The organism is Aeromonas sp. SCS5 (assembly GCF_001887375.1).
Classification (GTDB): domain Bacteria; phylum Pseudomonadota; class Gammaproteobacteria; order Enterobacterales; family Aeromonadaceae; genus Aeromonas; species Aeromonas jandaei.
On sequence record NZ_LFCS01000005.1, the window covers coordinates 329,933 to 351,320 of the forward strand.

18 protein-coding genes and 4 pseudogenes are annotated in these 21,388 nt (G+C 52.9%); 9 read left to right on the forward strand and 13 right to left on the reverse strand.

What is annotated here, in order from left to right; genetic code table 11:
- Positions 1 to 24: 24 nt before the first annotated feature.
- Both BS300_RS21425 and BS300_RS07710 read right to left on the reverse strand, forming a co-directional pair.
- Positions 25 to 234: a hypothetical protein gene (locus BS300_RS21425; protein WP_204378239.1), complete on the reverse strand. Its 210-nt coding sequence runs from the start codon at positions 232 to 234 to the stop codon at positions 25 to 27.
- Positions 235 to 525: 291 nt separating this feature from the next.
- The gene (locus tag BS300_RS07710; RefSeq protein WP_071911915.1) at positions 526 to 867 is read right to left on the reverse strand and encodes a hypothetical protein; all 342 of its coding nucleotides are present in this window, start codon (positions 865 to 867) and stop codon (positions 526 to 528) included.
- A gap of 128 nt (positions 868 to 995) precedes the next feature.
- Between BS300_RS07710 and BS300_RS07715 the strand changes: the two are divergent.
- A pseudogene (locus BS300_RS07715) lies at positions 996 to 1,760 on the forward strand (IS5 family transposase); the annotation flags it as partial.
- Positions 1,761 to 1,865: 105 nt separating this feature from the next.
- Here the strand turns inward: BS300_RS07715 and BS300_RS07720 are convergent.
- The 9 genes and pseudogenes from BS300_RS07720 to BS300_RS07775 form a co-directional block, all read right to left on the reverse strand.
- Positions 1,866 to 2,732 carry a hypothetical protein gene (locus BS300_RS07720; RefSeq protein ID WP_071911917.1) on the reverse strand — a complete coding sequence of 289 codons (867 nt, stop codon included), beginning with the start codon at positions 2,730 to 2,732 and terminating at the stop codon, positions 1,866 to 1,868.
- Between the two features lie 980 nt (positions 2,733 to 3,712).
- Positions 3,713 to 3,976: pseudogene (locus BS300_RS07735) on the reverse strand (DUF2247 family protein); the annotation flags it as partial.
- A gap of 450 nt (positions 3,977 to 4,426) precedes the next feature.
- Positions 4,427 to 4,657 carry a hypothetical protein gene (locus BS300_RS07740; RefSeq protein WP_071911926.1) on the reverse strand — a complete coding sequence of 77 codons (231 nt, stop codon included), beginning with the start codon at positions 4,655 to 4,657 and terminating at the stop codon, positions 4,427 to 4,429.
- Between the two features lie 1,005 nt (positions 4,658 to 5,662).
- Positions 5,663 to 6,028 (reverse strand): annotated as a pseudogene (locus tag BS300_RS07750) (transposase); the annotation flags it as partial.
- A 541-nt stretch (positions 6,029 to 6,569) separates the two neighbouring features.
- The gene (gene rluB, locus BS300_RS07755; protein WP_071911930.1) at positions 6,570 to 7,493 is read right to left on the reverse strand and encodes a 23S rRNA pseudouridine(2605) synthase RluB; all 924 of its coding nucleotides are present in this window, start codon (positions 7,491 to 7,493) and stop codon (positions 6,570 to 6,572) included.
- A complete protein-coding gene (gene scpB, locus BS300_RS07760; protein WP_033113297.1) occupies positions 7,486 to 8,073 on the reverse strand; it encodes an SMC-Scp complex subunit ScpB in 588 nt (195 codons plus the stop codon). Before scpB ends, rluB begins: the two co-directional genes overlap by 8 nt.
- Positions 8,074 to 8,097: 24 nt before the next feature.
- The gene (locus BS300_RS07765; RefSeq protein WP_041208297.1) at positions 8,098 to 8,967 is read right to left on the reverse strand and encodes a ScpA family protein; all 870 of its coding nucleotides are present in this window, start codon (positions 8,965 to 8,967) and stop codon (positions 8,098 to 8,100) included.
- The gene (locus BS300_RS07770; RefSeq protein WP_041208296.1) at positions 8,960 to 9,580 is read right to left on the reverse strand and encodes an L-threonylcarbamoyladenylate synthase; all 621 of its coding nucleotides are present in this window, start codon (positions 9,578 to 9,580) and stop codon (positions 8,960 to 8,962) included. Before BS300_RS07770 ends, BS300_RS07765 begins: the two co-directional genes overlap by 8 nt.
- Positions 9,581 to 9,690: 110 nt before the next feature.
- Positions 9,691 to 10,572: a PHP domain-containing protein gene (locus BS300_RS07775; protein WP_071911932.1), complete on the reverse strand. Its 882-nt coding sequence runs from the start codon at positions 10,570 to 10,572 to the stop codon at positions 9,691 to 9,693.
- A 448-nt stretch (positions 10,573 to 11,020) separates the two neighbouring features.
- Here BS300_RS07775 and BS300_RS07780 point away from each other — a divergent pair, with 448 nt between their 5' ends.
- The 7 genes from BS300_RS07780 (at position 11,021) to BS300_RS21075 (ending at position 19,299) form a co-directional block, all read left to right on the forward strand.
- Entirely contained in the window at positions 11,021 to 12,655 is a 1,635-nt protein-coding gene (locus BS300_RS07780; protein WP_071911934.1) for an anthranilate synthase component 1, read from the forward strand.
- The gene (locus BS300_RS07785) at positions 12,648 to 13,247 is read left to right on the forward strand and encodes an aminodeoxychorismate/anthranilate synthase component II (RefSeq protein WP_016351382.1); all 600 of its coding nucleotides are present in this window, start codon (positions 12,648 to 12,650) and stop codon (positions 13,245 to 13,247) included. The genes BS300_RS07780 and BS300_RS07785 overlap by 8 nt, the downstream gene beginning before the upstream one ends.
- Before the next feature lie 15 nt (positions 13,248 to 13,262).
- Positions 13,263 to 14,276, forward strand: coding sequence for an anthranilate phosphoribosyltransferase (gene trpD, locus BS300_RS07790; protein ID WP_071911938.1), 1,014 nt, complete (start codon positions 13,263 to 13,265; stop codon positions 14,274 to 14,276).
- Positions 14,276 to 15,784: a bifunctional indole-3-glycerol-phosphate synthase TrpC/phosphoribosylanthranilate isomerase TrpF gene (gene trpCF / locus BS300_RS07795; RefSeq protein ID WP_071911940.1), complete on the forward strand. Its 1,509-nt coding sequence runs from the start codon at positions 14,276 to 14,278 to the stop codon at positions 15,782 to 15,784. The genes trpD and trpCF overlap by 1 nt, the downstream gene beginning before the upstream one ends.
- 76 nt (positions 15,785 to 15,860) lie before the next feature.
- Positions 15,861 to 17,069 carry a tryptophan synthase subunit beta gene (gene trpB / locus BS300_RS07800; protein ID WP_071911942.1) on the forward strand — a complete coding sequence of 403 codons (1,209 nt, stop codon included), beginning with the start codon at positions 15,861 to 15,863 and terminating at the stop codon, positions 17,067 to 17,069.
- Entirely contained in the window at positions 17,066 to 17,872 is an 807-nt protein-coding gene (trpA, locus tag BS300_RS07805) for a tryptophan synthase subunit alpha (RefSeq protein WP_071911944.1), read from the forward strand. The genes trpB and trpA overlap by 4 nt, the downstream gene beginning before the upstream one ends.
- A 755-nt stretch (positions 17,873 to 18,627) precedes the next feature.
- Entirely contained in the window at positions 18,628 to 19,299 is a 672-nt protein-coding gene (locus BS300_RS21075) for a hypothetical protein (protein ID WP_071911983.1), read from the forward strand.
- A gap of 317 nt (positions 19,300 to 19,616) precedes the next feature.
- Here the strand turns inward: BS300_RS21075 and BS300_RS21300 are convergent, their stop codons facing one another.
- Positions 19,617 to 20,132 (reverse strand): hypothetical protein, encoded by a 516-nt coding sequence (locus BS300_RS21300; RefSeq protein ID WP_158025284.1) that lies wholly within the window; start codon positions 20,130 to 20,132, stop codon positions 19,617 to 19,619.
- Between the two features lie 55 nt (positions 20,133 to 20,187).
- On the opposite strand from BS300_RS21300, the gene BS300_RS07820 reads away from it, so the two are divergent.
- Positions 20,188 to 20,832 (forward strand): hypothetical protein, encoded by a 645-nt coding sequence (locus BS300_RS07820; protein ID WP_071911948.1) that lies wholly within the window; start codon positions 20,188 to 20,190, stop codon positions 20,830 to 20,832.
- A 355-nt stretch (positions 20,833 to 21,187) separates the two neighbouring features.
- Here BS300_RS07820 and BS300_RS07825 read toward each other — a convergent pair.
- A pseudogene (locus BS300_RS07825) lies at positions 21,188 to 21,388 on the reverse strand (metal-dependent hydrolase); the annotation flags it as partial.

A 21,388-nucleotide genomic window follows, 5' to 3' on the forward strand; every position in this document is an offset into this window, starting at 1 on the left:
TTTCTCCGCACCATCAAGGACGTGTCAAAAAGGTGGGTGTCCCGGATTATCTTCTGGAATTTCTGGCCAAGTCTCCAGTCGAAGAATTATTTCAGAATCCTCTACAATAGAATCAAAAAAACTTGACAGACTCATCGCATGAGTTCTTATTCTAAATAGAGCCGATTGCATTGCAAGATCATCATGTTTTTCTTTGGCTATGCCCAGCAAGTTAACTTGTTCCTCAATAGGCATAGATATTTTACAAATCTATCATCTAGCTCACCCCCATAATCGATGAATAGATCATTCTTATCTACTGAGTTATGAGATTTCTCCCCCTGTATATATAAAAAATTTCCCTTGATGCTGTCAAAGGGAAAATTTATTTTCATTTTGTCAATCTCCGCCCTTCTTTAATTGCAGATTTTGTCTTCGAGTCATTGTAAGAACCGTCAGTATTTAGGACAGCTTTGACTCTTCCTTTGCTATCAAAACTTCAATGTGATCTTTATGTAATCCACAAAAAGGTGGGGGTCCCGGATTTCAATAAAAATCCGGATCTATGCTGCCTTCAGCTTTCAGGATCTCAAGGAACCGCTTATAAGCTGTTTCGTCATATTCTCGAAGATCATCGAGTAAATTCTCTTCAATTAATGATTTGTGATGAATCCCTGAATAGTAGTAGATAAAGCCATCGGGTACGGATGGTTCAATAATATCAACACTATCAATAACCTTACCTGTTATGCGATAAGGAACTAAGCCACCACTATTTTTAGGTAAACCAAGCAATATTGTTTCAGTGCAGGAGCCATCCACAGACAAAACCCAGTAAATACCAAATATGTCAATGATATGCCCACTAATTTGGCTTTTAATCTTCATTTCCCCCCCCCCAAAGATGGGCCTGGCTGTAACTCAGAACGTTTAGGCGTAACGATTTTCATATCATATGCTTTATTAGTCACTGAGTGGATAAGCGATTAGGAACGATTAGGACACCCACCTTTTGTACCGACCAGACCATCTGTACCTTCCTGATGCTCAAGGGGATTTTTAACCTCACTCTGCGGGCCACTCAGGGGCTACTCGACTCCCTGTTCGAGTTGATGAATGTACCGTTGTGCGCACCGGACTACAGTTGTGTCAGCAAGCGCGCTCGCACGGTGAAAGTGGCCTATCGACAACCCGCCAAGGGGCGTATCATCGACCTGGTTATCGATTCGACCGGCCTGAAGGTATTTGGTGAAGGCGAGTGGAAGGTCAGAAAACACGGCTCGGAGAAGCGGCGAGTCTGGCGCAAGTTGCATCTGGCGGTAGACCCGGTGACCCACGATATCGTGGCGGCGGAAGTCTCGCTGGAAAATGTCCATGATGCCGAGGTGTTGCCCACCTTGCTCAACCCTCTGCGGCGTAAGCTGGGACATGTTTATGCGGATGGCGCCTATGACAGCAAAGCCAGCCATCAGCTTATCTCGCGCAAAGGGGCAACAGCCTGTATCCCGCCTCGCAAAAACGCGGGGTTATGGAAAAAAGGACACGCAAGAAATGACGCGGTGCTGGTGATGTGCAAGGAAGGACTGGCGCACTGGAAGAAGATATCTGGGTATCACCGTCGCTCACTGGCAGAGACAGCGATGTATCGGTTCAAGCAGTTGTTGGCGGGGAAAATCAGTCTGCGTAACTACAACGGCCAAGTGGGAGAAGTCATGGCGTATGTAAGCACCATAAACAAGCTGAATACCCTTGGTCTACCAGTCAGAAAGCCCCGAGTGTAGCGGTCACTAGGAGCTGGGGAAGTCATGACTTGCTCGTTGATTTGGGCAACAACGCCGATTATCTCCTAACCGAACCTGCGACCTTGGTACTTCCAGAATCTACTATTAACTAAAGAAATTGTTGTACGCCATCTCAACTTTTATAGCCACATCATCCGGTTCAAAAAACAAATTTTCCAGTGCGGCTGAGTCAACAAATAACAGATTGTTCGAAATGGAAAGTGATGACTGGCCGATCTGTTGACGAACTTTTAAGATGGCAACAACCTCTAATGGCAATAAATCAAAAGGTGGGCTTTTAAATTCTGGATCCCATCCCCCCCCTTTATCTTCAGAGTTGGCTAAGTGATATTTACATACCTCTTCAATTATACTGGGGAAATTTTCCTCATCGTCCCAATTGTCGATTACCTTCTGGTAAACCCCTATATTTATAGGTTCAGGTAAAGGAGATACAATCCGTCCCGAATAGACAGAGTAAAGCCACAACATGAACGGTTCGAATCGGCACGTTTTCTGATAATCAGGATCAACAGCACCATTCATAGTCAACATTCCTCCAAGAATATCAGCGACCGATTCAGCTAAATCATGTCGATCCGCTACAATAAATGCTGCCAACAAACAACTAGCACTAGTCAACTGATTCGTCAGGTTAGGGACACTTCTAATGCCCTTAAGAAACCTCGTTGTGGAGAAAACCTTTACTCTAAGCCTCAACGCCCAGTAACGGTAAATAATCGCGCGGGATATGTCCTCCCAACCAGAGCTATCCCCGCCATAGATAGCTACCTCTCCCTTAATACCGTGATAGATCGCCAACATCCCCAACGAGTCAGGCACATTCTCGAGGCCCACCAATGAGTCACAAGCAAGATCTTCATCAAGGTATTCAAGCTCTTGGGCTACCATACTACTCATCTGAGCAAGCCAAGTCTGATGCTGATCAAGGATTCTCTCAATTTTACTCATCCTATATGCCCTCTTGTATCCACATAGTATCAATTACAAAAAGGTGGGTGTCCCGGATTATCCCTTCCCTAGATTCCCCCTTCAAATATCAGAATCCCTTTAGCTTTAATAATCGAGCCCCCCACATCACTACACCAACAAAACTCCCAACACCAAAACTAATCTGACAGATTATAAAAAAATTATCTATTGTAAAATTAACAGGTATACCTCTAAAATAAAAAAACAATAGCTCGCCTGCAACATATAGAGTAAAAGAAGTCAAAAAAATAGAGGTGACACTTAACGCAACAAAAAAAATCAGAAGCGTAAACGTATTGTTCTTCCTCATTGTTTGCTACCCTTTTGCGAAGATTTTTGTTCAATATATTTCCCGCTTAGCTCTGCCCCCAAGCCATCTCCAATATCACCTGTTGTCAAAAAGGTGGGTGCCCCAGATTTATTCCTGCTCATAAGAGTAGTTACCAGACGTAGCAACTACCTCTGTCGTCTGTCTCATAACGCCAAGAGCGAATGACCCCTTTGTCATCAACCAGTACGGAGTATTTACACTGTTTCATCCAAGTAAGATAATATCTTTTCCATGAACTTTCATAGACTACTTTATCTGCAAACCTTTTTTCTTTATTAGAGTAAATTGGAGCCCAAAAAAGACTATGTGGATTTTTGTAATGTCTTTCAAAGGCATCTCCAATCACCTCATTCAACCCCCCTTCCCAGGTTGAATATGATGGAGCACATCCTGATAATCCAATGGAATAAAAAAAACATGACAACAAGTACTTTATTGATCACCAACATCCTGAGCCCCTTAAACTATATTGATTTACTTATCACACAACGCACTATATTTAATTAGTAACGCAGGGGGAATTGAACCTATATTTCCAAAAAGGTGGATGTCCCAGAGTCCCGCTCGCACACAGGGTGAGCGAGTAAGTTGCCTGATAATAACGGCAACTGATTTCGCGAGGGCCCGATTACGCTTTGCTAATCGGGCCTGCGGTCTTTGAAATAAGACTAGCCATTTCTTTACTCAACCATTCCCTATGGCTATTCATAACCATTTTTAAGTTTTCATCAGAATAGTATACATCAGGATAAATAGCGTTTCCTACACCTTGAATAATATTTTGACTATTTTTTTCTTCTCCCCACCCTACCCAAAACTCGTTTAGCGCAAGTAATGCATACATATAGTCTTCTGGCAAAGAATCTAATGTGCTCTCTAAGCAAAACAATTTCCATTTCTTTTTGCCAAATAGAGGTCAACCTCACTAATTTGACATACTTGCTCTAGCAAATAAAGAGTTTCATTCGTAATCTCAGTACAACAAGATAATTCAGCAACCAAAGGAAATAATGAATCTGAATTATCAATTAACATTAGGCGATCACATGGATAATCACTAAGTGTTGTGCATGATAATTTGCCTATTGGTAAACCTCTACAGCCAAAGTAGATAACGCCCCAATCCGCAATGCCCATCTTATTAGTTTTATTAAAAACGTTATTAATCATGGTTTTGTAGGTATCCCATTCACAGTTCCGTTCGGCACAAAAATTCTATCAAAAAGGTGGGAGTCCAAGATCCCAGTAACATAGCCGAGCCAATACCGCTAAAATCGCTCCTTTATTAACCGAAAGCCCCTATGCGCGATAGCCCGATTACACTGCTCTAATCGAACCGGCCCTACATCTGTCGAATCTCTGATAGTAAGATCCAAAATTCTTTTTCTATCATTTCGAACTCTGGCCCATCCTCCATCGCTATCAGCGATAACAACGCCATATTTAAATTCTCTGTGAGGGAGAGCTCTGGATCCTGATAAATACTAAATGCCTCTTTTGATATTTTAAAAACATCAAATCCACCGACAGCTGTTTTTTCAAGCCTATCGGCCACTACGTTTCCTAGAGTCATTGTTGTCCCCAACTCTTCAATTCAGCTCCCGTTGGAAGGTAATGCTGAGCGTCAACTGGTTGTCCATTGATACTCTTTGGGTGGACACGAATTACACTTCCTGAATGATCATAACTCTCCATCCATTGCCTCGTATTGCCGGTTTTTGGATCAAACTCTGTAACAAAAGAAGCCCCTCAGGTAGCACCTTCCAAAAAGGTGGGTGTCCCAGATTATCTTCGCACTACCATACTTATCTAACCAGTTTGTTATTTGTTTATTTCAAAATTCATATATACTTTATCTCACTGTTTTTTCACTTTTTTAAAAAGAGAGACGACAAAAAAAATATATTGATATCGATGTTCCCGCTATAAAGCCAAATATAACAGCCCGTTCAACCTCTCCTTTAGGAACAAGAAGCTCGCCTTCTTTAAAATAAAAAAATATGGAATTTGTCCCTCCGATTAAAAAACATAAAAGGACACAAAAAAAACATGAGTAAAGCCATAACCCAAGATAATACTTCATTTCATGACCTCTTTTTTCAACTCTCTCTAAAAGCAACTTATTAGAGTACCCAGTAAAAAACTCACCACGAAAACAACGATTAGGACGCCCACATTTTGTAGCAAGCCACTATCGAACAGCTTGCAGGCATTATAAGGGGGTATGCATTCGAACTGATGCCTGCAAAAGTCCACTGGAGGGAGAGATTTTCAGGTTTGGAAAGCAACCGCCCCTGCACAACCATTTACTGGACTATGTGCAATACCCGGAGCTATCAGCAGGGTAAATGCAAAGCAATCAAATCCGTGATTGATGGCATCGCCGCTGGCCACAGTGGCGGGCAAACTGCTGACATTGATCTCTGCCTCCCACCACGCTGATCCCTTGTCGCCTGAATAGCGCCACCTGTTTCAACCAGAGAACACCATCAAGGCCCAACCGTTCCAGAATGGGTCCAAGTTGAGCCGGAATATGACCCCGCTTGTCGGGCCGAATAGCACGGCCTGTCTAATCAAGCGAGTCGATAACCAAATCGGTAATACGTTCTTTTTGGGGGATACGATAAGCCACGGTCACCGTGCCTGCACGCTTGCTGGCATAGCTATAGTCCTGTGCGTACAACGGCACATTCATCAACTGGAGCAGAGAGTCGAGTAGTCCCTGAGTGGCCCGCAAAGTGAGGTTGAAAATCCCCTTGAGCATCAGGAATGTACAGATGGTCTGGTCAGTATCAAGCTGGCTGCGGCCCCATCGTCCGTAATGGCTTTGGTGAAACCAATTGTTCATTGCCTCGGTGTCAACCCATAAGGTGAGTGAACCACTGTTGAGCAAAGACTTGTTATATTGAGGCCAGTTGGTGATGGGGTGAAGCGACGCGCCCATAATGCAGAGTTGAAGAGGATGGCGGGATCAGATCACCAAGTTATCAGTTAGTTCCATTCAAGCTGTATCGATTTGGGCAACAACGCCGCAAACAGAGCTAATTCTAGCAAATAGCTACCGCAGTCCCTGAGCATATTTAATTGCTCGGCGACACTGCTGTAAGCCCAATAACAGTGAGACGCCCCTTCGGCGCGAGTCATGTATCACTATTGGCAAGCAGAACTCTTCAACGAAAAACTCATGCATCCGGCATGAAAAGCTGCGCTTGGAACCCGGCCATATTATTCACCAATCCATCCGGTGTTGTGAATAAAAAAGAACCGTTTATCTGTTAACTGAGCCACAAAAAATAACCATGAAACAAGAAAAACGTTTTCTCATTGAGATCAACAAATAAGCGCCTTTATTGATAAAAAGCCAAATAAATATTTATTTGTCCAGGTAGTTATATTGTTAAGGATATAAAAAAGCCCGCACCAGTTGGTGCGGGCTTTTTGGCAATTTTGCACGCCTATCAGTGTGCTTCACTGATAAACGGCGCTTATTTGCTGCCGGTGCCGGAGTTGCGGGTAGAAGCTTGCGGCTTGCGACGGGCGGTGGTGGCACGGGCACGCGGCTCTTTACCTTGCAGCTCCTTGTGGCGCTTGACGGCTCGACGGATCTGGGCGGCCTGCTTGTGGCGGCTGCTCTTGCCATCCTGCTGCAGATCGACCTTGGATTCGGTCTCCGGCGGCAGGTTGACCAGACCGCGCAGGTAGTTCACTTCCGGCAGTTTCAGCTCTTGCCAGCCGCCGCGCGGGATAGCACGATCCAGCTTGACGTCGCCGTAGCGGATCCGCATCAGGCGGCTCACCTGCACTTCCTGGGATTCCCACAGGCGGCGCACTTCACGGTTGCGACCTTCGGTCAGGGTGACGTTGAACCACTGGTTCAGACCCTCGCCGCCAGCCGGCTTGATCTTGTTGAACTTGGCCATGCCATCTTCCAGCTGTACGCCCTTGCGCAGGCGCTGCAGCATGGCTTCGGTGATCTCGCCAAACACGCGCACCGCGTATTCCCGCTCCACTTCTTGGCTCGGGTGCATCAGGCGGTTGGCCAGCTCACCGTCGGTGGTGAACAGCAGCAGACCTGAGGTGTTGACGTCGAGGCGGCCGACCGCAATCCAGCGGGCCCCTTCCATCTTGGGCAGGCGATCAAACACGGTAGGACGACCTTCCGGATCGTGACGGGTACACATCTCCCCTTCCGGCTTGTGGTAAGCCAGCACGCGGCAGATCACTTCCTCTGCGGCACGGGTCTTGACCTGGTGACCATCCACCCGGATCACGGCGTTCACTTCGACGCGATCCCCCAGCGTGGCGACCTTGCCATCCACACTGACCCGACCTGCGGTGATCAGGGCCTCCATCTCACGACGGGAGCCGTGACCCGCGCGGGCCAACACTTTTTGCAGTTTTTCACTCATCGGGGTTACCTGATTGTTGATCGCTGCCCGTAAACATGGCGGACAACGGGGGTTGCAGCTCGGGATCCAGCTCGGGGAGCTGCTCCAGACTCTGCAGATTAAAGTAATCCAGAAATGCTCTGGTGGTGGCGAGCAGCTCGGGGCGACCCGCCACCTCTTTGTGGCCTATGCTGCGCACCCAGCCACGATCTTTCAAGGTATTCACTATCTGGCTCGAGACCGCGACCCCGCGGATCGCTTCGATCTCGGCCCGGGTGATGGGTTGACGATAGGCGATCAGCGTCAGCGTCTCCATCACGGCGCGCGAGTAGCGGGGCGCCCGCTCGCTCCAGAGCCGCGAAAGCTCTTCGGCATAATCCTGACGAGCCTGAAAGCGCCAGCCGGAGGCCACTTCCTTGAGCTCGACGCCCCGTTCGCTGTAATCCTGTTTGAGCTCAGCCAGCAGCAGTTGCACGTAGCGGGTGGTGACCGGATAGTCGGCCAGCACGCTGCCTTTGAGCTCGCTGACGTTGAGCGGACGCCCGGCGACAAAGAGGGCCGCCTCGATCAGCGTCTTTAATCGTTCAGCTGGCAGCGCCATTGGGCGTTCCTCGCAAAAGCCATCTCAATGGGCAAGACCACGCTCCCCCTCCTCGCTCTGGCTGGCCAGGGCAAAATGGATCGGACCCAGAGGCTCGGCCTGCAAAATCCAGATCAGCTGCTCCTTGCACAGCTCCAGCAGCGCCAGAAAGGTCACCAGCACGCCCATCCGCCCCTCTTCGGCGCGCAGCACCTGCTCAAGACGCAGGGTCTGGCCAAGCGAGAGCATGGCGAGGATCTCCGCCATGCGCACCCGGGTCGGGATCTGTTCGCGGCGGATCTGGTGATGCTCAAAATGAGTCGCGCGTTTTACCACACTTTGCATGTAAAGGGCGAGCTCAACCAGCGAAACATCGGGCGCCAGTGGCTTGAGATCGCCAAAATCGGGCGGCAGGGCGGCCGCGATAAAGATCTCTCGCTCCACCCGCGGCAGCTCGCTGACCCGCTCCGCACCTACCTTGTAGCGCTCGTACTCCTGCAGGCGGCGAATAAGAGTGACGCGGGGATCTTCCCCCTCCTCTTCATCCTCCAGCTCGGGCGCCTTGGGCAGCAACAGGCGGGATTTAATCTCGGCCAGCCAGGCCGCCATCAGCAGATATTCGGCCGCGAGCTCCAGATTGAGCCCCTGCATCAGCTCCACGTACTCCATGTACTGGGCGGTGATCTGCAGGATCGGCAGGTTGAGGATATCGAGCTGCTGACGCCGGATGAGGTAGAGCAGCAGATCGAGCGGCCCCTCGAAGGTATCGAGGAACACCTCCAGCGCATCGGGCGGGATGAACAAGTCCTGGGGCAGCTCGTGGTAGGGCTGCCCCAGGACTTTCGCGATGGGAGGTGTGACGCCCGCGCCGTTATCGCCGGTGCTGGTCGTCACAGGATCTGCGGTATCACTCAAACGGGGTCGGGTCTCCGGCACCGCGACGACGCACTACCGGGTCGTCGTCGGAGAAGTCCACGACAGTGGTGGGCTGCTCGCCCAGATAACCACCGTTGACCACCAGATCGATCTGCTTGCCCAGCTTGTCGTAGATCTCCTCCGGGTCGAACTCCGCCATCTCGGAATCCGGCAGGATCAGCGAGGTGGAGAGCAGCGGCTCGCCGAGGGCTTCCAAGAGCGCCTGGGCAATCTTGTTGTCCGGCACCCGGATACCTATGCTCTTCTTCTTCTCGTTCATCAGGCGGCGCGGCACCTCTTTGGTCGCCTTGAAGATGAAGGTGTAGGCACCCGGGGTGTTGTTCTTGATCAGGCGAAACGCGCCGTTATCGACCTTGGCGTAGGTGGCGATCTCGGAAAGATCGCGGCATACCAGAGTGAAATCGTGGTTGGCGTCGAGCCGGCGGATGCGGCAGATGCGCTCCAGCGCCCCCTTGTCACCCATGTGGCAGCCCAGCGCATAGCCTGAGTCTGTCGGATAGACGATAACGCCGCCGTTCTGGATGATCTGCACCGCCTGGCTGATCAGACGCGCCTGCGGGTTTTCCGGATGTACGTAAAAGTGCTGACTCATACCTTGTTCTCGCAATGGGGGCAGCAACATCTGCCCGCTTGATGGCCATGGAGCCCGGCTCCACGGCACTCACTTACTATTCTGCTTTAAAATTCGTCTCTTGCCGCCGGTCAGCGGCTGGCCACCAGAGCGGCATGCTCTTCCTGACTCAGCCCGAAGTGATCGGGAGAGACCAGCCAGAGCGGCGTCCCCTCTTTGGGTAGCCAGAGGTGGCGGCCCAGCTCGGTCCAGTTGGAGGGGAAGTGAAAATCGGACCCCACCGAAATGGCCAGACCATATTCGTTCGCCCACTGGCCCAGATTGGCCCGCTCCTGCGGACTCTGCTGGGGCAACGAGACCTCCATGGCATCGCCGCCTGCCGCCTTGAAGGCCACCAGCAACCGCTTGATCCACTTGGCGGTGAGATCGTAACGGCTGGGATGGGCCAGCACCGCCAGCCCGCCCGCGGCGTGAATCGCAGTGATCGCGTCGCCCATCTCGGGCCACTGGGCAGGAGCATACCCCTTGTTGCCCCGGCTCAGGTACTTCTTGAATACCTTTTGCATGTTGTCGGCCACCCCGCGCGCCACCAGCACCCGGGCAAAGTGAGCCCGGGTCACGGCCGCATCACCGGCAAGCGCTTTGGCCTCTTCATAGGTGCCGGGGATGAGGCACTTCTCCAGACGGCGCCCGATCTCCTGCGCGCGCTCTTCGCGGCGGGCCTGCTGGCCGGTCAGAAAGTCGCTCAGCTGCGGATTTTTTTCATCCACTCCCAGCGCCACGATATGGATCTCGTGATGCTCCCAGCCGGTGGAGATCTCGACTCCGCTCACCAGTCGCAGCGGCAGTTGCTCGGCGGCGATGGTGCTGCGAGCCTCATCAAGGCCGGCAAGGGTGTCGTGGTCAGTGATCGCTAACACTTCGACCTCTTTCTCGGCGGCGCGGCGCACCAGCTCTGCGGGGCTCAGCACGCCATCCGAAGCGGTAGTATGACAGTGAAGATCGAATCTCATCGGGTTATTCCGCTCTCGTGGTCAGGTCACCATTCATGAAAAATCGGTGAAAGAAGGCTAAAAAGCGACTTGACTTGGCCGCGGCTTTATCGTTTTCTGTAGGCACTTCATTGCAAACATCTTTTTACAGGACTTTATCATGCAAACGACTTCCATCCTGACCATTTGGTGGTGGCACACTCCCTGACATGCGGGCGTGTGGTCGTTGCTGTACCTGTAAACTGACAGCAAATTAAGAACCCAAAGAAAAAGCCCGCTGACCCCAGCGGGCTTTTTTATTATCCGGCAAATGGAGCTGTGATGAAACCGAGAATTCAGACAAGCGTAATGACCAGGCGATGGCGCCCCTGCTGAAACCGCCAGAACCCACCTCATTTTCAAGGCACTTTTTCAAGGTATTAGACGTCATGAACATCGGTAACACGCATCACACGCAAGGGAACGCACTATGACAGCCACGCACCGCCTTCCTCTGGGTGAATTCGATACCCTCAAACTCAACGCCCCCTATGTGGCCGATCCGCTGGCACTCTACAGCGAGTTTTGCCAGCAGCGCCCCAACACCCTGCTGCTGGAATCGGTCGAGATCGACTCCAAGGCGGGCAAACAGAGCCTGCTGCTGGTCGATGCCTGTCTGCGCATCGAGTGCCGCGGCCGCACCGTGCGGGTACGCAGCCTCAATGACAACGGCGCCCAGTTGCAGAGCCTGCTGACAGAGCGCCTGCCCGCCGCCGTTATCCAGAGCCTGGTGGCCGGCGAGCTGCAGCTCGACTTCCCGGCCTCCGATCGGGAGCAGGATGAAGATAGCCGCCTCAAGGGGGTCAGCGTGCTGGACGTGCTGCGCACCCTGCAGCGGGAGATCGATTGCCAGCTCGGCAAAGAGGCGCTGTTTATGGCGGGCAGCTTTGCCTACGACCTCATCGCCTCTTTTGAAGATCTGCCCGAGGTGCCGGAAGGGAGCAACGACTGCCCCGACTACTGCTTCTACGTGGCCGAAACCCTGATCACCATCGACCATATCGAACGCACCACCCAGCTGATTGCCTGCATCTTTGGCGGCGACAGCGACGAGAGCCGGGTGGAGGACAGATACCACCGCCTGAGCGAGCGTCTCGCCCGGTTCAAGCAAGCCTGCCAACAGGCGCCGCAACAGGAGCCGGTCACGCCAGCCCTAAGTGGCGGCATCAGCGTGGACAAGAGTGACAAGCAGTTCTGCGCCGAGGTGGAGAAGCTCAAGGGCTTTATCCGCCGTGGCGACATCTTCCAGGTGGTGCCGTCCCGCTGCTTCTCCCTGCCCTGCCCCAGCCCCATCGCCGCCTATCGCCGCCTCAAACAGACCAACCCCAGCCCCTACATGTTCTACGTGCAGGATGAGGGCTTCACGCTGTTTGGCGCCTCCCCCGAGAGCGCAGTGAAGTTCTGCGCCACCAGCCGCGATGTGGAGATGTACCCCATCGCCGGTACCCGCCGCCGCGGCTTCAACCCCGATGGCAGCATCAACCGGGATCTCGATGGCCGCATCGAGCTGGAACTGCGTCAGGACGAGAAAGAGGTGGCCGAGCACCTGATGCTGGTAGATCTGGGCCGCAACGACATCGCCCGCATCTCGGAGCCCGGCACCCGCTACGTCAAGGAGCTGCTGAAAGTGGATCGCTACAGCCACGTGATGCATCTGGTCTCCAAGGTGGTCGGCACCCTGCGTTCCGACCTTGACGCCCTGCACGCCTATCAGGCCTGCATGAACATGGGTACCCTCACCGGCGCCCCCAAAATTCGCGCCAGCGAACTTATTCGCATGGTGGAAGGCAAGCGCCGCGGCAGCTACGGCGGCGCGGTCGGCTACATCAACGGCGCCGGCGAGATGGATACCTGCATCGTCATCCGCTCCGCCTTTGTCAAAGAGGGCGTGGCCCACGTACAGGCCGGTGCCGGGGTGGTCTATGACTCCAAGCCCCAGGCCGAAGCGGACGAAACCCGCGCCAAGGCGGCCGCCGTACTGGCCGCCATCGCCGCCAGCCATGGCACCTCCCTGCAAGCCCTGAGCGCCCAGCAGGAGCAACATAAGGACGTGAGCCATGACTAACATCTTCCTGCTCGACAACTTCGACTCCTTTACCTACAACCTCGTCGACCAGTTTCGCTCCCTCGGCTATCCGGTGCGGATCTACCGCAACAGCCTGCCGGCCAGCCGCATCATGAGCGAAATCGCTGCCTGTGAAGGAGACGCCGTGCTGGTGCTCTCGCCGGGCCCGGGCGCCCCCCATGAAGCGGGTTGCCTCATCGACCTCATCAAGCTGGCCCGTGGTCAGGTGCCCATCCTCGGCATCTGTCTCGGCCATCAAGCCCTGTGCGAAGCCTACGGCGGCACCGTCGGTGCGGCGGGCGAGATAGTCCACGGCAAGCGCTCGCTGATTGAGCACAACGGCCACGGCGCCTTCGCGGGGCTGCAAAGCCCCTTGCCGGTGGCCCGCTACCACTCGCTGGTCGCCACCTATGTACCGGAAGAGCTGACGGTGATTGCCCACTATCAGGGCATGCCCATGGCCATCGAGCAGCAGGATGAGCGGGTGCTGGGCTTCCAGTTCCACCCGGAATCCATCATGACTTCGGAAGGGGCCCGTCTGCTGACTCAGGCGCTCGCCCATATCACCCGTCCAGAAAGCAGCGTGCGGTAAGGTAAGGAGACCAACATGCATCATCATCTCAACACCCTCTATCAGGGTCAGTCTCTGAGCCGTGAAAGTACCCGCGACGCCTTCGGCCAGGTGGTACGTGGCGAAGTGGATCCCATCGTGCTCGCCAGTCTCTTGACCGCCCTCAAGATCAAGGGGGAGACCCCGGAGGAGATCGCCGGCGCCGCCGAGGCCCTCTTGGCAGAAGCGCGCGACTTCCCGCGTCCGGACTATGAGTTCTGCGACATCGTCGGCACCGGTGGCGATGGCCTCAACACCATCAATGTCTCCACCACCTCGGCGCTGGTCGCTGCCGCCTGCGGCCTGAAAGTAGCCAAGCACGGCAACCGCTCGGTCTCGAGCAAATCGGGTTCGAGCGATCTGCTCGACAAGATGGGCATCAAGCTCGACATGAGCCCGGCGCAGGCGCGCCGCTGCCTGGACGAGCTCGGCATCTGCTTTTTGTTCGCCCCCCAGTATCACGCCGGGGTGCGCCACGCCATGCCGGTGCGCCAGGCCCTCAAGACCCGCACCCTGTTCAACGTGCTGGGGCCGCTCATCAACCCGGCTCGCCCCACCTATCAGCTGATGGGGGTCTATGCCCCCGAGCTGGTGCGCCCCATCGCCGAAACCCTGCTGGCACTGGGGCTGAAAACCGGTATGGTGGTGCACGGTGCCGGCCTCGACGAGATTGCCATCCACGGCCCGACCCAGGTGGCCCAGATCCGTGACGGCGAGATCCGCGAGTTTCTGTTAACCCCGGCTGACTTTGGTCTGGAGACCTACCCGGTCAGCGCCATTCAGGGGGGGGAGCCTGAAGAGAACCGCGCCATCACCGCTGCCATTCTGGAAGGGCGTGGCACCCCGGCCCACAACGCCGCCATTGCCGCCAACGTGGCACCGCTGCTGCTGATGGCAGGCAAGGCGAAGGATCTCCAGAGCGCGGCCGCCCAGGTGCTGGCGGTGCTGGCGAGCGGCAAGACGGCGGAGCTCGCCGCTCGGCTGGCCACCTTGAGTCATCAGGAGGCATGATGTCAGCCACGACTCTGCACAGCAGTCATTCAGAACGCCCAACCGGCAATAACCAGCTTCGCAAGGATAACGAGATGTCAGACCTTATTGCCCCCCATGCCTTTCTGAACATGGCCTCCATCAGCCAGACCATTCTCGGCAAGATCGTGGCGGCCAAGCAGGAGTGGGTTGCCGCCCGCAAGCTGGCCCAGCCGCTGGAGAGCTTCCAGAACACGCTGACCCCAAGCGATCGGGATTTCGTAGGCGCCCTTAAGGCGGGCTCCACCCGCTTCATTCTGGAGTGCAAGAAGGCCTCCCCCTCCAAGGGCTTGATCCGCGACGATTTCAGCCCGGAGGCCATCGCCGACATCTATGGCAAATACGCTACCGCCATCTCAGTGCTGACCGACGAGAAGTTCTTTCAGGGGGATTTTGCCTTCCTGCCACGGGTGCGCAGCCGCGTCAGCCAGCCGGTGCTCTGCAAGGATTTCATGATTGACCCCTACCAGGTCTATCTGGCCCGCCACTATCAGGCAGATGCCATCCTGCTGATGCTCTCGGTGCTCACCGACGAGGGCTATCGCGCCCTGTTCGCGGTGGCCAAAGAGCTGGGCCTTGGCGTGCTCACCGAAGTGAGCAACGAGGAGGAGCTGACCCGCGCCATCGCCCTTGGCGCGCCGGTGATCGGTATCAACAACCGGGATCTGCGCGACTTGAGCGTCGATCTCAACCGCACCAAACAGCTGGCTAAAGATATTCCGAGCGATCGGGTGGTGATCAGCGAGTCCGGCATCAACCACCGCGCTCAGGTGGCGGATCTGCGCCACCACGCCAAGGGCTTTCTGGTGGGCTCATCCCTGATGGCCGAGCCGGATCTGGAGGCTGCGGTGCGCAAGCTCACTCTGGGCCAGAACAAGGTGTGCGGTCTCACCCGCGCCGAGGATGCCGCCGCCGTCCATCAGGCGGGTGCGGTATTTGGGGGTCTTATCTTTGTTTCCAAAAGCCCGCGCTATGTGGACATCCCCGCCGCCCGCGCCGTGATGGCGGGCGCGCCGCTCTCTTACGTCGGGGTATTTCGCAACGCCCAGCCCGCCACCATCGTCAAGACGGTGGAGGCGCTGGGGCTCGCCGCAGTGCAGTTGCACGGGGATGAAGATGCCGCCTATATCGAGGGATTGCGCGCGCTGCTGCCGGCTGGCTGCCAGATCTGGAAGGCGGTAGGAGTCACAAGTGGCGAACCGCTACCCGCCCTCGACTACCCGGCCGATCGGCTGCTGCTCGATACTGTCGTGAAAACTGCGGTGGGCAGCCAGAGCGGCGGCACCGGTCAGGCGTTCGACTGGGCCATGCTGGCCACGCTCGACAAGAGCAAACTGATGCTGGCGGGCGGCCTTAATCCCGACAACGCCCTGCAGGCGGCGCAAGTGGGCTGCCTCGGCCTTGATTTCAACTCCGGGGTGGAGAGTGCCCCGGGCCAGAAGGATGCGCACAAGATTGCAGCCGCCTTCGGCGCTCTGCGCCAACTGTGAAAAAGCGCTGCGAACCCGCTAAACACATGCACCAAATGAATGAATCGCTTAAGCCTATAAATACAAGGAATAGTCTATGACCCTGCTCAACCCGTTTTTCGGTGAATTTGGTGGCATGTATGTGCCCCAAATCCTTATCCCGGCCCTGCTCCAGCTGGAGAAAGCCTTTGTCGATGCCAAGGATGATCCGGCCTTTATCGCCGAGTTTCAGTCCCTGCTGACCGAGTATGCCGGTCGCCCGACCCCGCTCACCCTGACCCGCAATCTGACCAAAGGCACCAAGACCCGCCTCTATCTCAAGCGTGAAGATCTGCTGCACGGCGGCGCCCACAAGACCAACCAGGTGCTGGGTCAGGCGCTGCTCGCCAAGCGGATGGGCAAGAGCGAGATCATCGCCGAGACCGGCGCCGGTCAGCACGGCGTGGCCACTGCACTGGCCTGCGCCCTGCTCGGCCTCAAGTGCCGGGTCTATATGGGTGCCAAGGATTGCGAGCGCCAGAAACCGAACGTATTTCGCATGAAGCTGATGGGCGCCACCGTCATTCCGGTGCACTCCGGCTCCAGCACCCTGAAAGATGCCTGCAACGAGGCGCTGCGCGACTGGGCCGCCAACTACGAGTCGGCCCACTACCTGCTCGGCACCGCCGCCGGCCCGCACCCCTTCCCCACTATCGTGCGGGAGTTCCAGAAGATGATCGGCGAAGAGGCCAAGGCCCAGTGCTTCGAGAAGGAAGAGCGGCTGCCCGATGCGGTGATCGCCTGCGTCGGCGGTGGGTCGAACGCCATCGGCATGTTTGCCGACTTTATCGATGAGCCGTCAGTGCGCCTCATCGGCGTCGAGCCGGGTGGTCACGGCATCGAGAGCGGCGAGCACGGTGCGCCCCTCGGTCACGGCAGCAAGGGGGTCTTCTTTGGCATGCACTCCTACCTGATGCAGGACAATCAGGGCCAGATTCAGGAGTCCTACTCCGTCTCGGCAGGGCTGGATTTCCCCTCCGTCGGCCCGCAGCACGCCCATCTGGCCGCCATCGGCCGCGCCGAGTACCCCTCGGTGACCGACAAGGAGGCGCTGGACGCCTTCCAGGAGCTGGCCAAATCCGAAGGCATCATCCCGGCACTGGAGTCCTCCCACGCGCTGGCCCACGCCCTCAAGATGGCCCGCAGTGAACCGGAAAAAGAGCAGGTGCTCATCGTCAACCTCTCCGGCCGTGGCGACAAAGATATCTTCACCGTGGCTGACATCTTGGAAACAGAAAGCATCGAGAAAGAAGGAACCTGCAAATGAACCGTTACGCACAACTCTTCTCCCGTCTGGACGCGGCCAATCAGGGCGCCTTTGTGCCGTTCGTGATGCTGGGTGACCCCACCCCCGAATTGTCACTGGCCATCGTCGATGCACTGGTCGCAGGGGGCGCCGATGCCCTCGAGCTCGGCATTCCCTTCTCCGATCCGGTGGCGGATGGCCCCACCATTCAGGGCGCCGCCCTGCGCGCCTTTGCCAGCCACACCACCCCGGACGATTGCTTCGAGCTGCTTGGCCGCATCCGCGCCAAGTACCCGCAGCTGCCCATTGGCCTGCTGGTCTACGCCAATCTGGTCTATGTGCGCAAAATCGACGGCTTCTACGAGAAGTGCCAGCAGGCTGGCGTGGATTCGGTGCTGGTGGCCGACGTGCCGGTGCAGATGTGCGCCCCCTACAAGGCGGCCGCCGACAAGTTTGGCATCGACAGCATCTTTATCGCCCCGCCCAATGGCGACGCCGAGACCCTGAAACAGGTGGCGGAGCTTGGCAATGGTTACACCTATCTGGTGAGCCGCGCCGGTGTCACCGGTGCAGAGACCAAGGCCGGCATGCCGGTGGAAGGTCTCATCAATACCCTGCGCGAGTTCAACGCGCCCCCCGCCCTGCTCGGTTTTGGCATCAGCGAACCGGCTCAGGTGCGTGAAGCCATCGCCGCTGGCGCCGCCGGTGCCATCTCCGGCTCCGCCGTGGTGAAGATCATCGAGACCCACCACCAGAACCCGGAGCATATGCTCACTCGTCTGAAGGAGTTTGTGGAAGGGATGAAGGCCGCGACCCTGCGCTAAGCGTTCAGTCAAACGCCTACCCCCATGACAAGCAAGGGAGCCCAAGCGGGCTCCCTTTTGTTATCCACCATCCCTGGTTGGTGCCACCCTTGTAGGCCTGATTAGCGAAGCGTAATCAGACGTTCGCGGAATTGATGCTGATGCTATGGCGCGGCTTCGCCACGCAGGACACGAGGGCGCCGCCCTCGACGGGGTTTCGCCCGCCGCTTCGCGGCTGGGGCGAGTGACTTTGGAAAGACCCGCTCTCTTTAACAAATAACACCAAAGATCTTCTCCTCCGCTTATTCGCCCGACTGACGTCGGGGACCTTCGGCTCATCCTCTTGTCCAACTGCACACGCCGATGGACAAGAGGATGAGCCTCAACGAACAAGAGGGGGATCAAAACTGTGCCAACCCGCAGCCCCGTCTAACAGCAGATATGCTCCCTCTCCCCTTGGGAGAGGGCTGGGGTGAGGGGATTGTGTATACCCAGCCAAACAAGATGCTCACTCAGCCCATGCCTTAATAACTAATTTATTGATCCAACACAGATTCCCACCAAAACCAGCTTCTCAACGCACCACCCTCCCCCTTAAGATACCCGAATGACAATCAACCTCTCGGAAGAACACCATGACAGCGATTGTTGCTATCTCGCGGGTTAAAAGCAGCGCACTGGGGGCTGAAACTCAGGGGCGGTAGCGTGGTTTTTGTAAGTTGGTGCAGAGCGTAGCGAAGCCCAACATGTGATAATTATAAATATAGGAGATGAACTTGAACTCTAAAGAAATAATTGATGAATTGAGAGTTAGATATAAGTCACCCAATAACAAACATCTATCTGAATTATTGGGGCTGTCTTATTCAACTGTTCAGATGTGGACAAATGAACCAAAGGACGTTACGGCAAAACAAATTGTAAACTTAATTGAAAAAGTTAGTAAAAAATCAGTGTATTACGCACACTCTTATTCAATTAAACCAATAGTTGAGTATTACCCAGTTGATGTCGCAGAGTCACAACACGGTAAACATTGGGAACTTTTCGACTCTGATTTAAGTGGAAACAAACGACAAGAAGACATTAAAGAATATCTAAGGAATTGTTGTGGAATATATATTTTTTATGATTCAAGGGGGGAGGCTTTATATATTGGGAAAGCTAAAGAACAAAATCTTTGGGATGAAATGAAAAATGCTTTTAATCGAAGCAGGCAAACTCAAAAAATTAAAGTAGTGTCTCATCCATATACTGGCACAGGTTTCAAACCAGCTTTCGAGTCACCTAGGAAAATTGAGAAAACAAACTTACAGTTAGCCGATATGGCATCATATTTCTCAGCGTATGAAGTTGAGGAAGATATGATTAATAACGTAGAAGCTTTGCTAGTAAGGGTGTTTGCAAACAGTATCTTGAATGTCAAAATGGAAAAATTTGTGGAATAGCCAATAACATGCATAACGAAAATTAGAACACCCATATTTCTGAGTATTGCTATCTCGCAAGTTAACGGCAGCAGACTGGGAGCAGCTACTCAGGGGCGGTAGCGTGGTTTTTGTAGGTTGGCGCAGCGTGTAGCGAAGTCCAACAGGCGAGCATTATTGCGCCAACCAATGTGGGATAAACAAGGATGTAGCAGATCCGCAAAACAGATTCACAGATATATTTCGCGGTAAACGTTGGGCTTCACTTCGTGTAGCATCAATCTACAATTTTTAGCCCAATATACGATATACGATAAAAATTAGCCCCCCCCATCTTTCTAAACAAACCATTGCATAACCAGAACATGAGAGATGAGCGTCCAAGTTTTGAGTGTTGCATTTTGCATTTTGCATTTTGCATTTTGCATTTTGCATTTTGCATTTTGCATTTTGCATTTTGCATTTTGCATTTTGCATTTTGCATTTTGCATTTTGCATTTTGCATTTTGCATTTTGCATTTTGCATTTTGCATTTTGCATTTTGCATTTTGCATTTTGCATTTTGCATTTTGCATTTTGCATTTTGCATTTTGCATTTTGCATTTTGCATTTTGCATTTTGCATTTTGCATTTTGCATTTTGCATTTTGCATTTTGCATTTTGCATTTTGCATTTTGCATTTTGCATTTTGCATTTTGCATTTTGCATTTTGCATTTTGCATTTTGCATTTTGCATTTTGCATTTTGCATTTTGCATTTTGCATTTTGCATTTTGCATTTTGCATTTTGCATTTTGCATTTTGCATTAGATATTTTAAAGTGACTTGCGCAACTATCTGAATTTCACTGCTCACAACTTCATTTAATATTATGCAAAGAATAATAATATTACTTTTTTAACGCACTGATATGGCCTTTCAAAAAATCATGATTATTAAATACCTTAAATTATATGACAAACCAGTTTCCAAAGCAGCATTTGATACATTTTTAAATGTAGTCTGTTGGGCTCTATGGCCAACATTGTATGTACTATCAAATGTTTTAGAAGAGTACTTTGGTCTCGATTGGCAGTTATCATGCTTTATAAAAACGCCTTGCGATTGGTATGGACAGTTAAAAGAGGCGGTGCTATTGCTACTAAAATATATGATTGTTTATGGTCAGTTCTTAATTATCATTATTATCGGGATTTTTTTTGTATATTACTATTTAAAAAGAAACACAACATATACGTTTCTAATAAACTATTTGTTTAACAAAGCTGCCGCCCCCTTGTTTATAGTATATTTTATGGCAATTTTCGTTAATTTGCTCTTGTTTTTCAAGCCATTGGAAAAGTTGTATTTTTTAGAGCAGAATTGGAAACCAATGTTATCCACAGATGGGTTATTATTTTTGGCTTTACTAGTATTTTGTGGATTTATGATGAGACTGGCTATAAATATACAAAGTAAAAACCTAGAAACCATGAGGAAAAATAATGGGGAAAAGTCTGTCATTGACAGAATCCACGAACTTCGTAGAGAAGTAATCAAAGAATTTGAGTCTTAATAACATTACATTGTTAATTATTAATTTGCAGCTAGTTGGATTTTTGCTATGCGTTTCGGATTATTTTAACTAAAGTTATCCCGCCATCATCCTGTTCAAGTAGATGTATCGTTGGTACACAAACAGCTAGGCATCTAAATTTAACTTATGAGTATTTAGCTCACTCCTATTACCTTATTGCCGACAAAAATCAGGCCCCCCATATTTTTGAACAAGGCATAGCCAACACTCCAAAAGATGGGTGAGCCCAATGTTACAACAAGAAAGTGGATATGATTTTTTATAAAATGTGGTTTTATTCCTCAGCAAAATATAGGGAAAATTACGATAGGAATAATGCCCTCTATTTGACGGGTCACAACACATCCAACAGCAAGGTCCAATCTAACCACCCCGGCAGCCATACCCAGTAGAGCTCGGAGAGGATCACCGCTTCACCTCGGGCGGTGAGATAGGCCTCCAGCTTGAAGGGGGCGACCCGGATCACCTGCCAGGGGGCAAAAAATCGTTCGTCACGCCATGGCCAAAGCCAGCCAACCCCCTTGCCGCCGGTGGT

Excerpts from the sequence above, each read along its gene's own strand:
- BS300_RS21425 (WP_204378239.1), bottom strand. The coding sequence starts at position 234 with ATGCCTATTGAGGAACAAGTTAACTTGCTGGGCATAGCCAAAGAAAAA.
- BS300_RS07710 (WP_071911915.1), bottom strand. The coding sequence starts at position 867 with ATGAAGATTAAAAGCCAAATTAGTGGGCATATCATTGACATATTTGGT.
- BS300_RS07720 (WP_071911917.1), bottom strand. The coding sequence starts at position 2,732 with ATGAGTAAAATTGAGAGAATCCTTGATCAGCATCAGACTTGGCTTGCT.
- BS300_RS07740 (WP_071911926.1), bottom strand. The coding sequence starts at position 4,657 with ATGACTCTAGGAAACGTAGTGGCCGATAGGCTTGAAAAAACAGCTGTC.
- rluB (WP_071911930.1), bottom strand. The coding sequence starts at position 7,493 with ATGAGTGAAAAACTGCAAAAAGTGTTGGCCCGCGCGGGTCACGGCTCC.
- scpB (WP_033113297.1), bottom strand. The coding sequence starts at position 8,073 with ATGGCGCTGCCAGCTGAACGATTAAAGACGCTGATCGAGGCGGCCCTC.
- BS300_RS07770 (WP_041208296.1), bottom strand. The coding sequence starts at position 9,580 with ATGAGTCAGCACTTTTACGTACATCCGGAAAACCCGCAGGCGCGTCTG.
- BS300_RS07775 (WP_071911932.1), bottom strand. The coding sequence starts at position 10,572 with ATGAGATTCGATCTTCACTGTCATACTACCGCTTCGGATGGCGTGCTG.
- BS300_RS07780 (WP_071911934.1), top strand. The coding sequence starts at position 11,021 with ATGACAGCCACGCACCGCCTTCCTCTGGGTGAATTCGATACCCTCAAA.
- BS300_RS07785 (WP_016351382.1), top strand. The coding sequence starts at position 12,648 with ATGACTAACATCTTCCTGCTCGACAACTTCGACTCCTTTACCTACAAC.
- trpD (WP_071911938.1), top strand. The coding sequence starts at position 13,263 with ATGCATCATCATCTCAACACCCTCTATCAGGGTCAGTCTCTGAGCCGT.
- trpCF (WP_071911940.1), top strand. The coding sequence starts at position 14,276 with ATGTCAGCCACGACTCTGCACAGCAGTCATTCAGAACGCCCAACCGGC.
- trpB (WP_071911942.1), top strand. The coding sequence starts at position 15,861 with ATGACCCTGCTCAACCCGTTTTTCGGTGAATTTGGTGGCATGTATGTG.
- trpA (WP_071911944.1), top strand. The coding sequence starts at position 17,066 with ATGAACCGTTACGCACAACTCTTCTCCCGTCTGGACGCGGCCAATCAG.
- BS300_RS07820 (WP_071911948.1), top strand. The coding sequence starts at position 20,188 with ATGGCCTTTCAAAAAATCATGATTATTAAATACCTTAAATTATATGAC.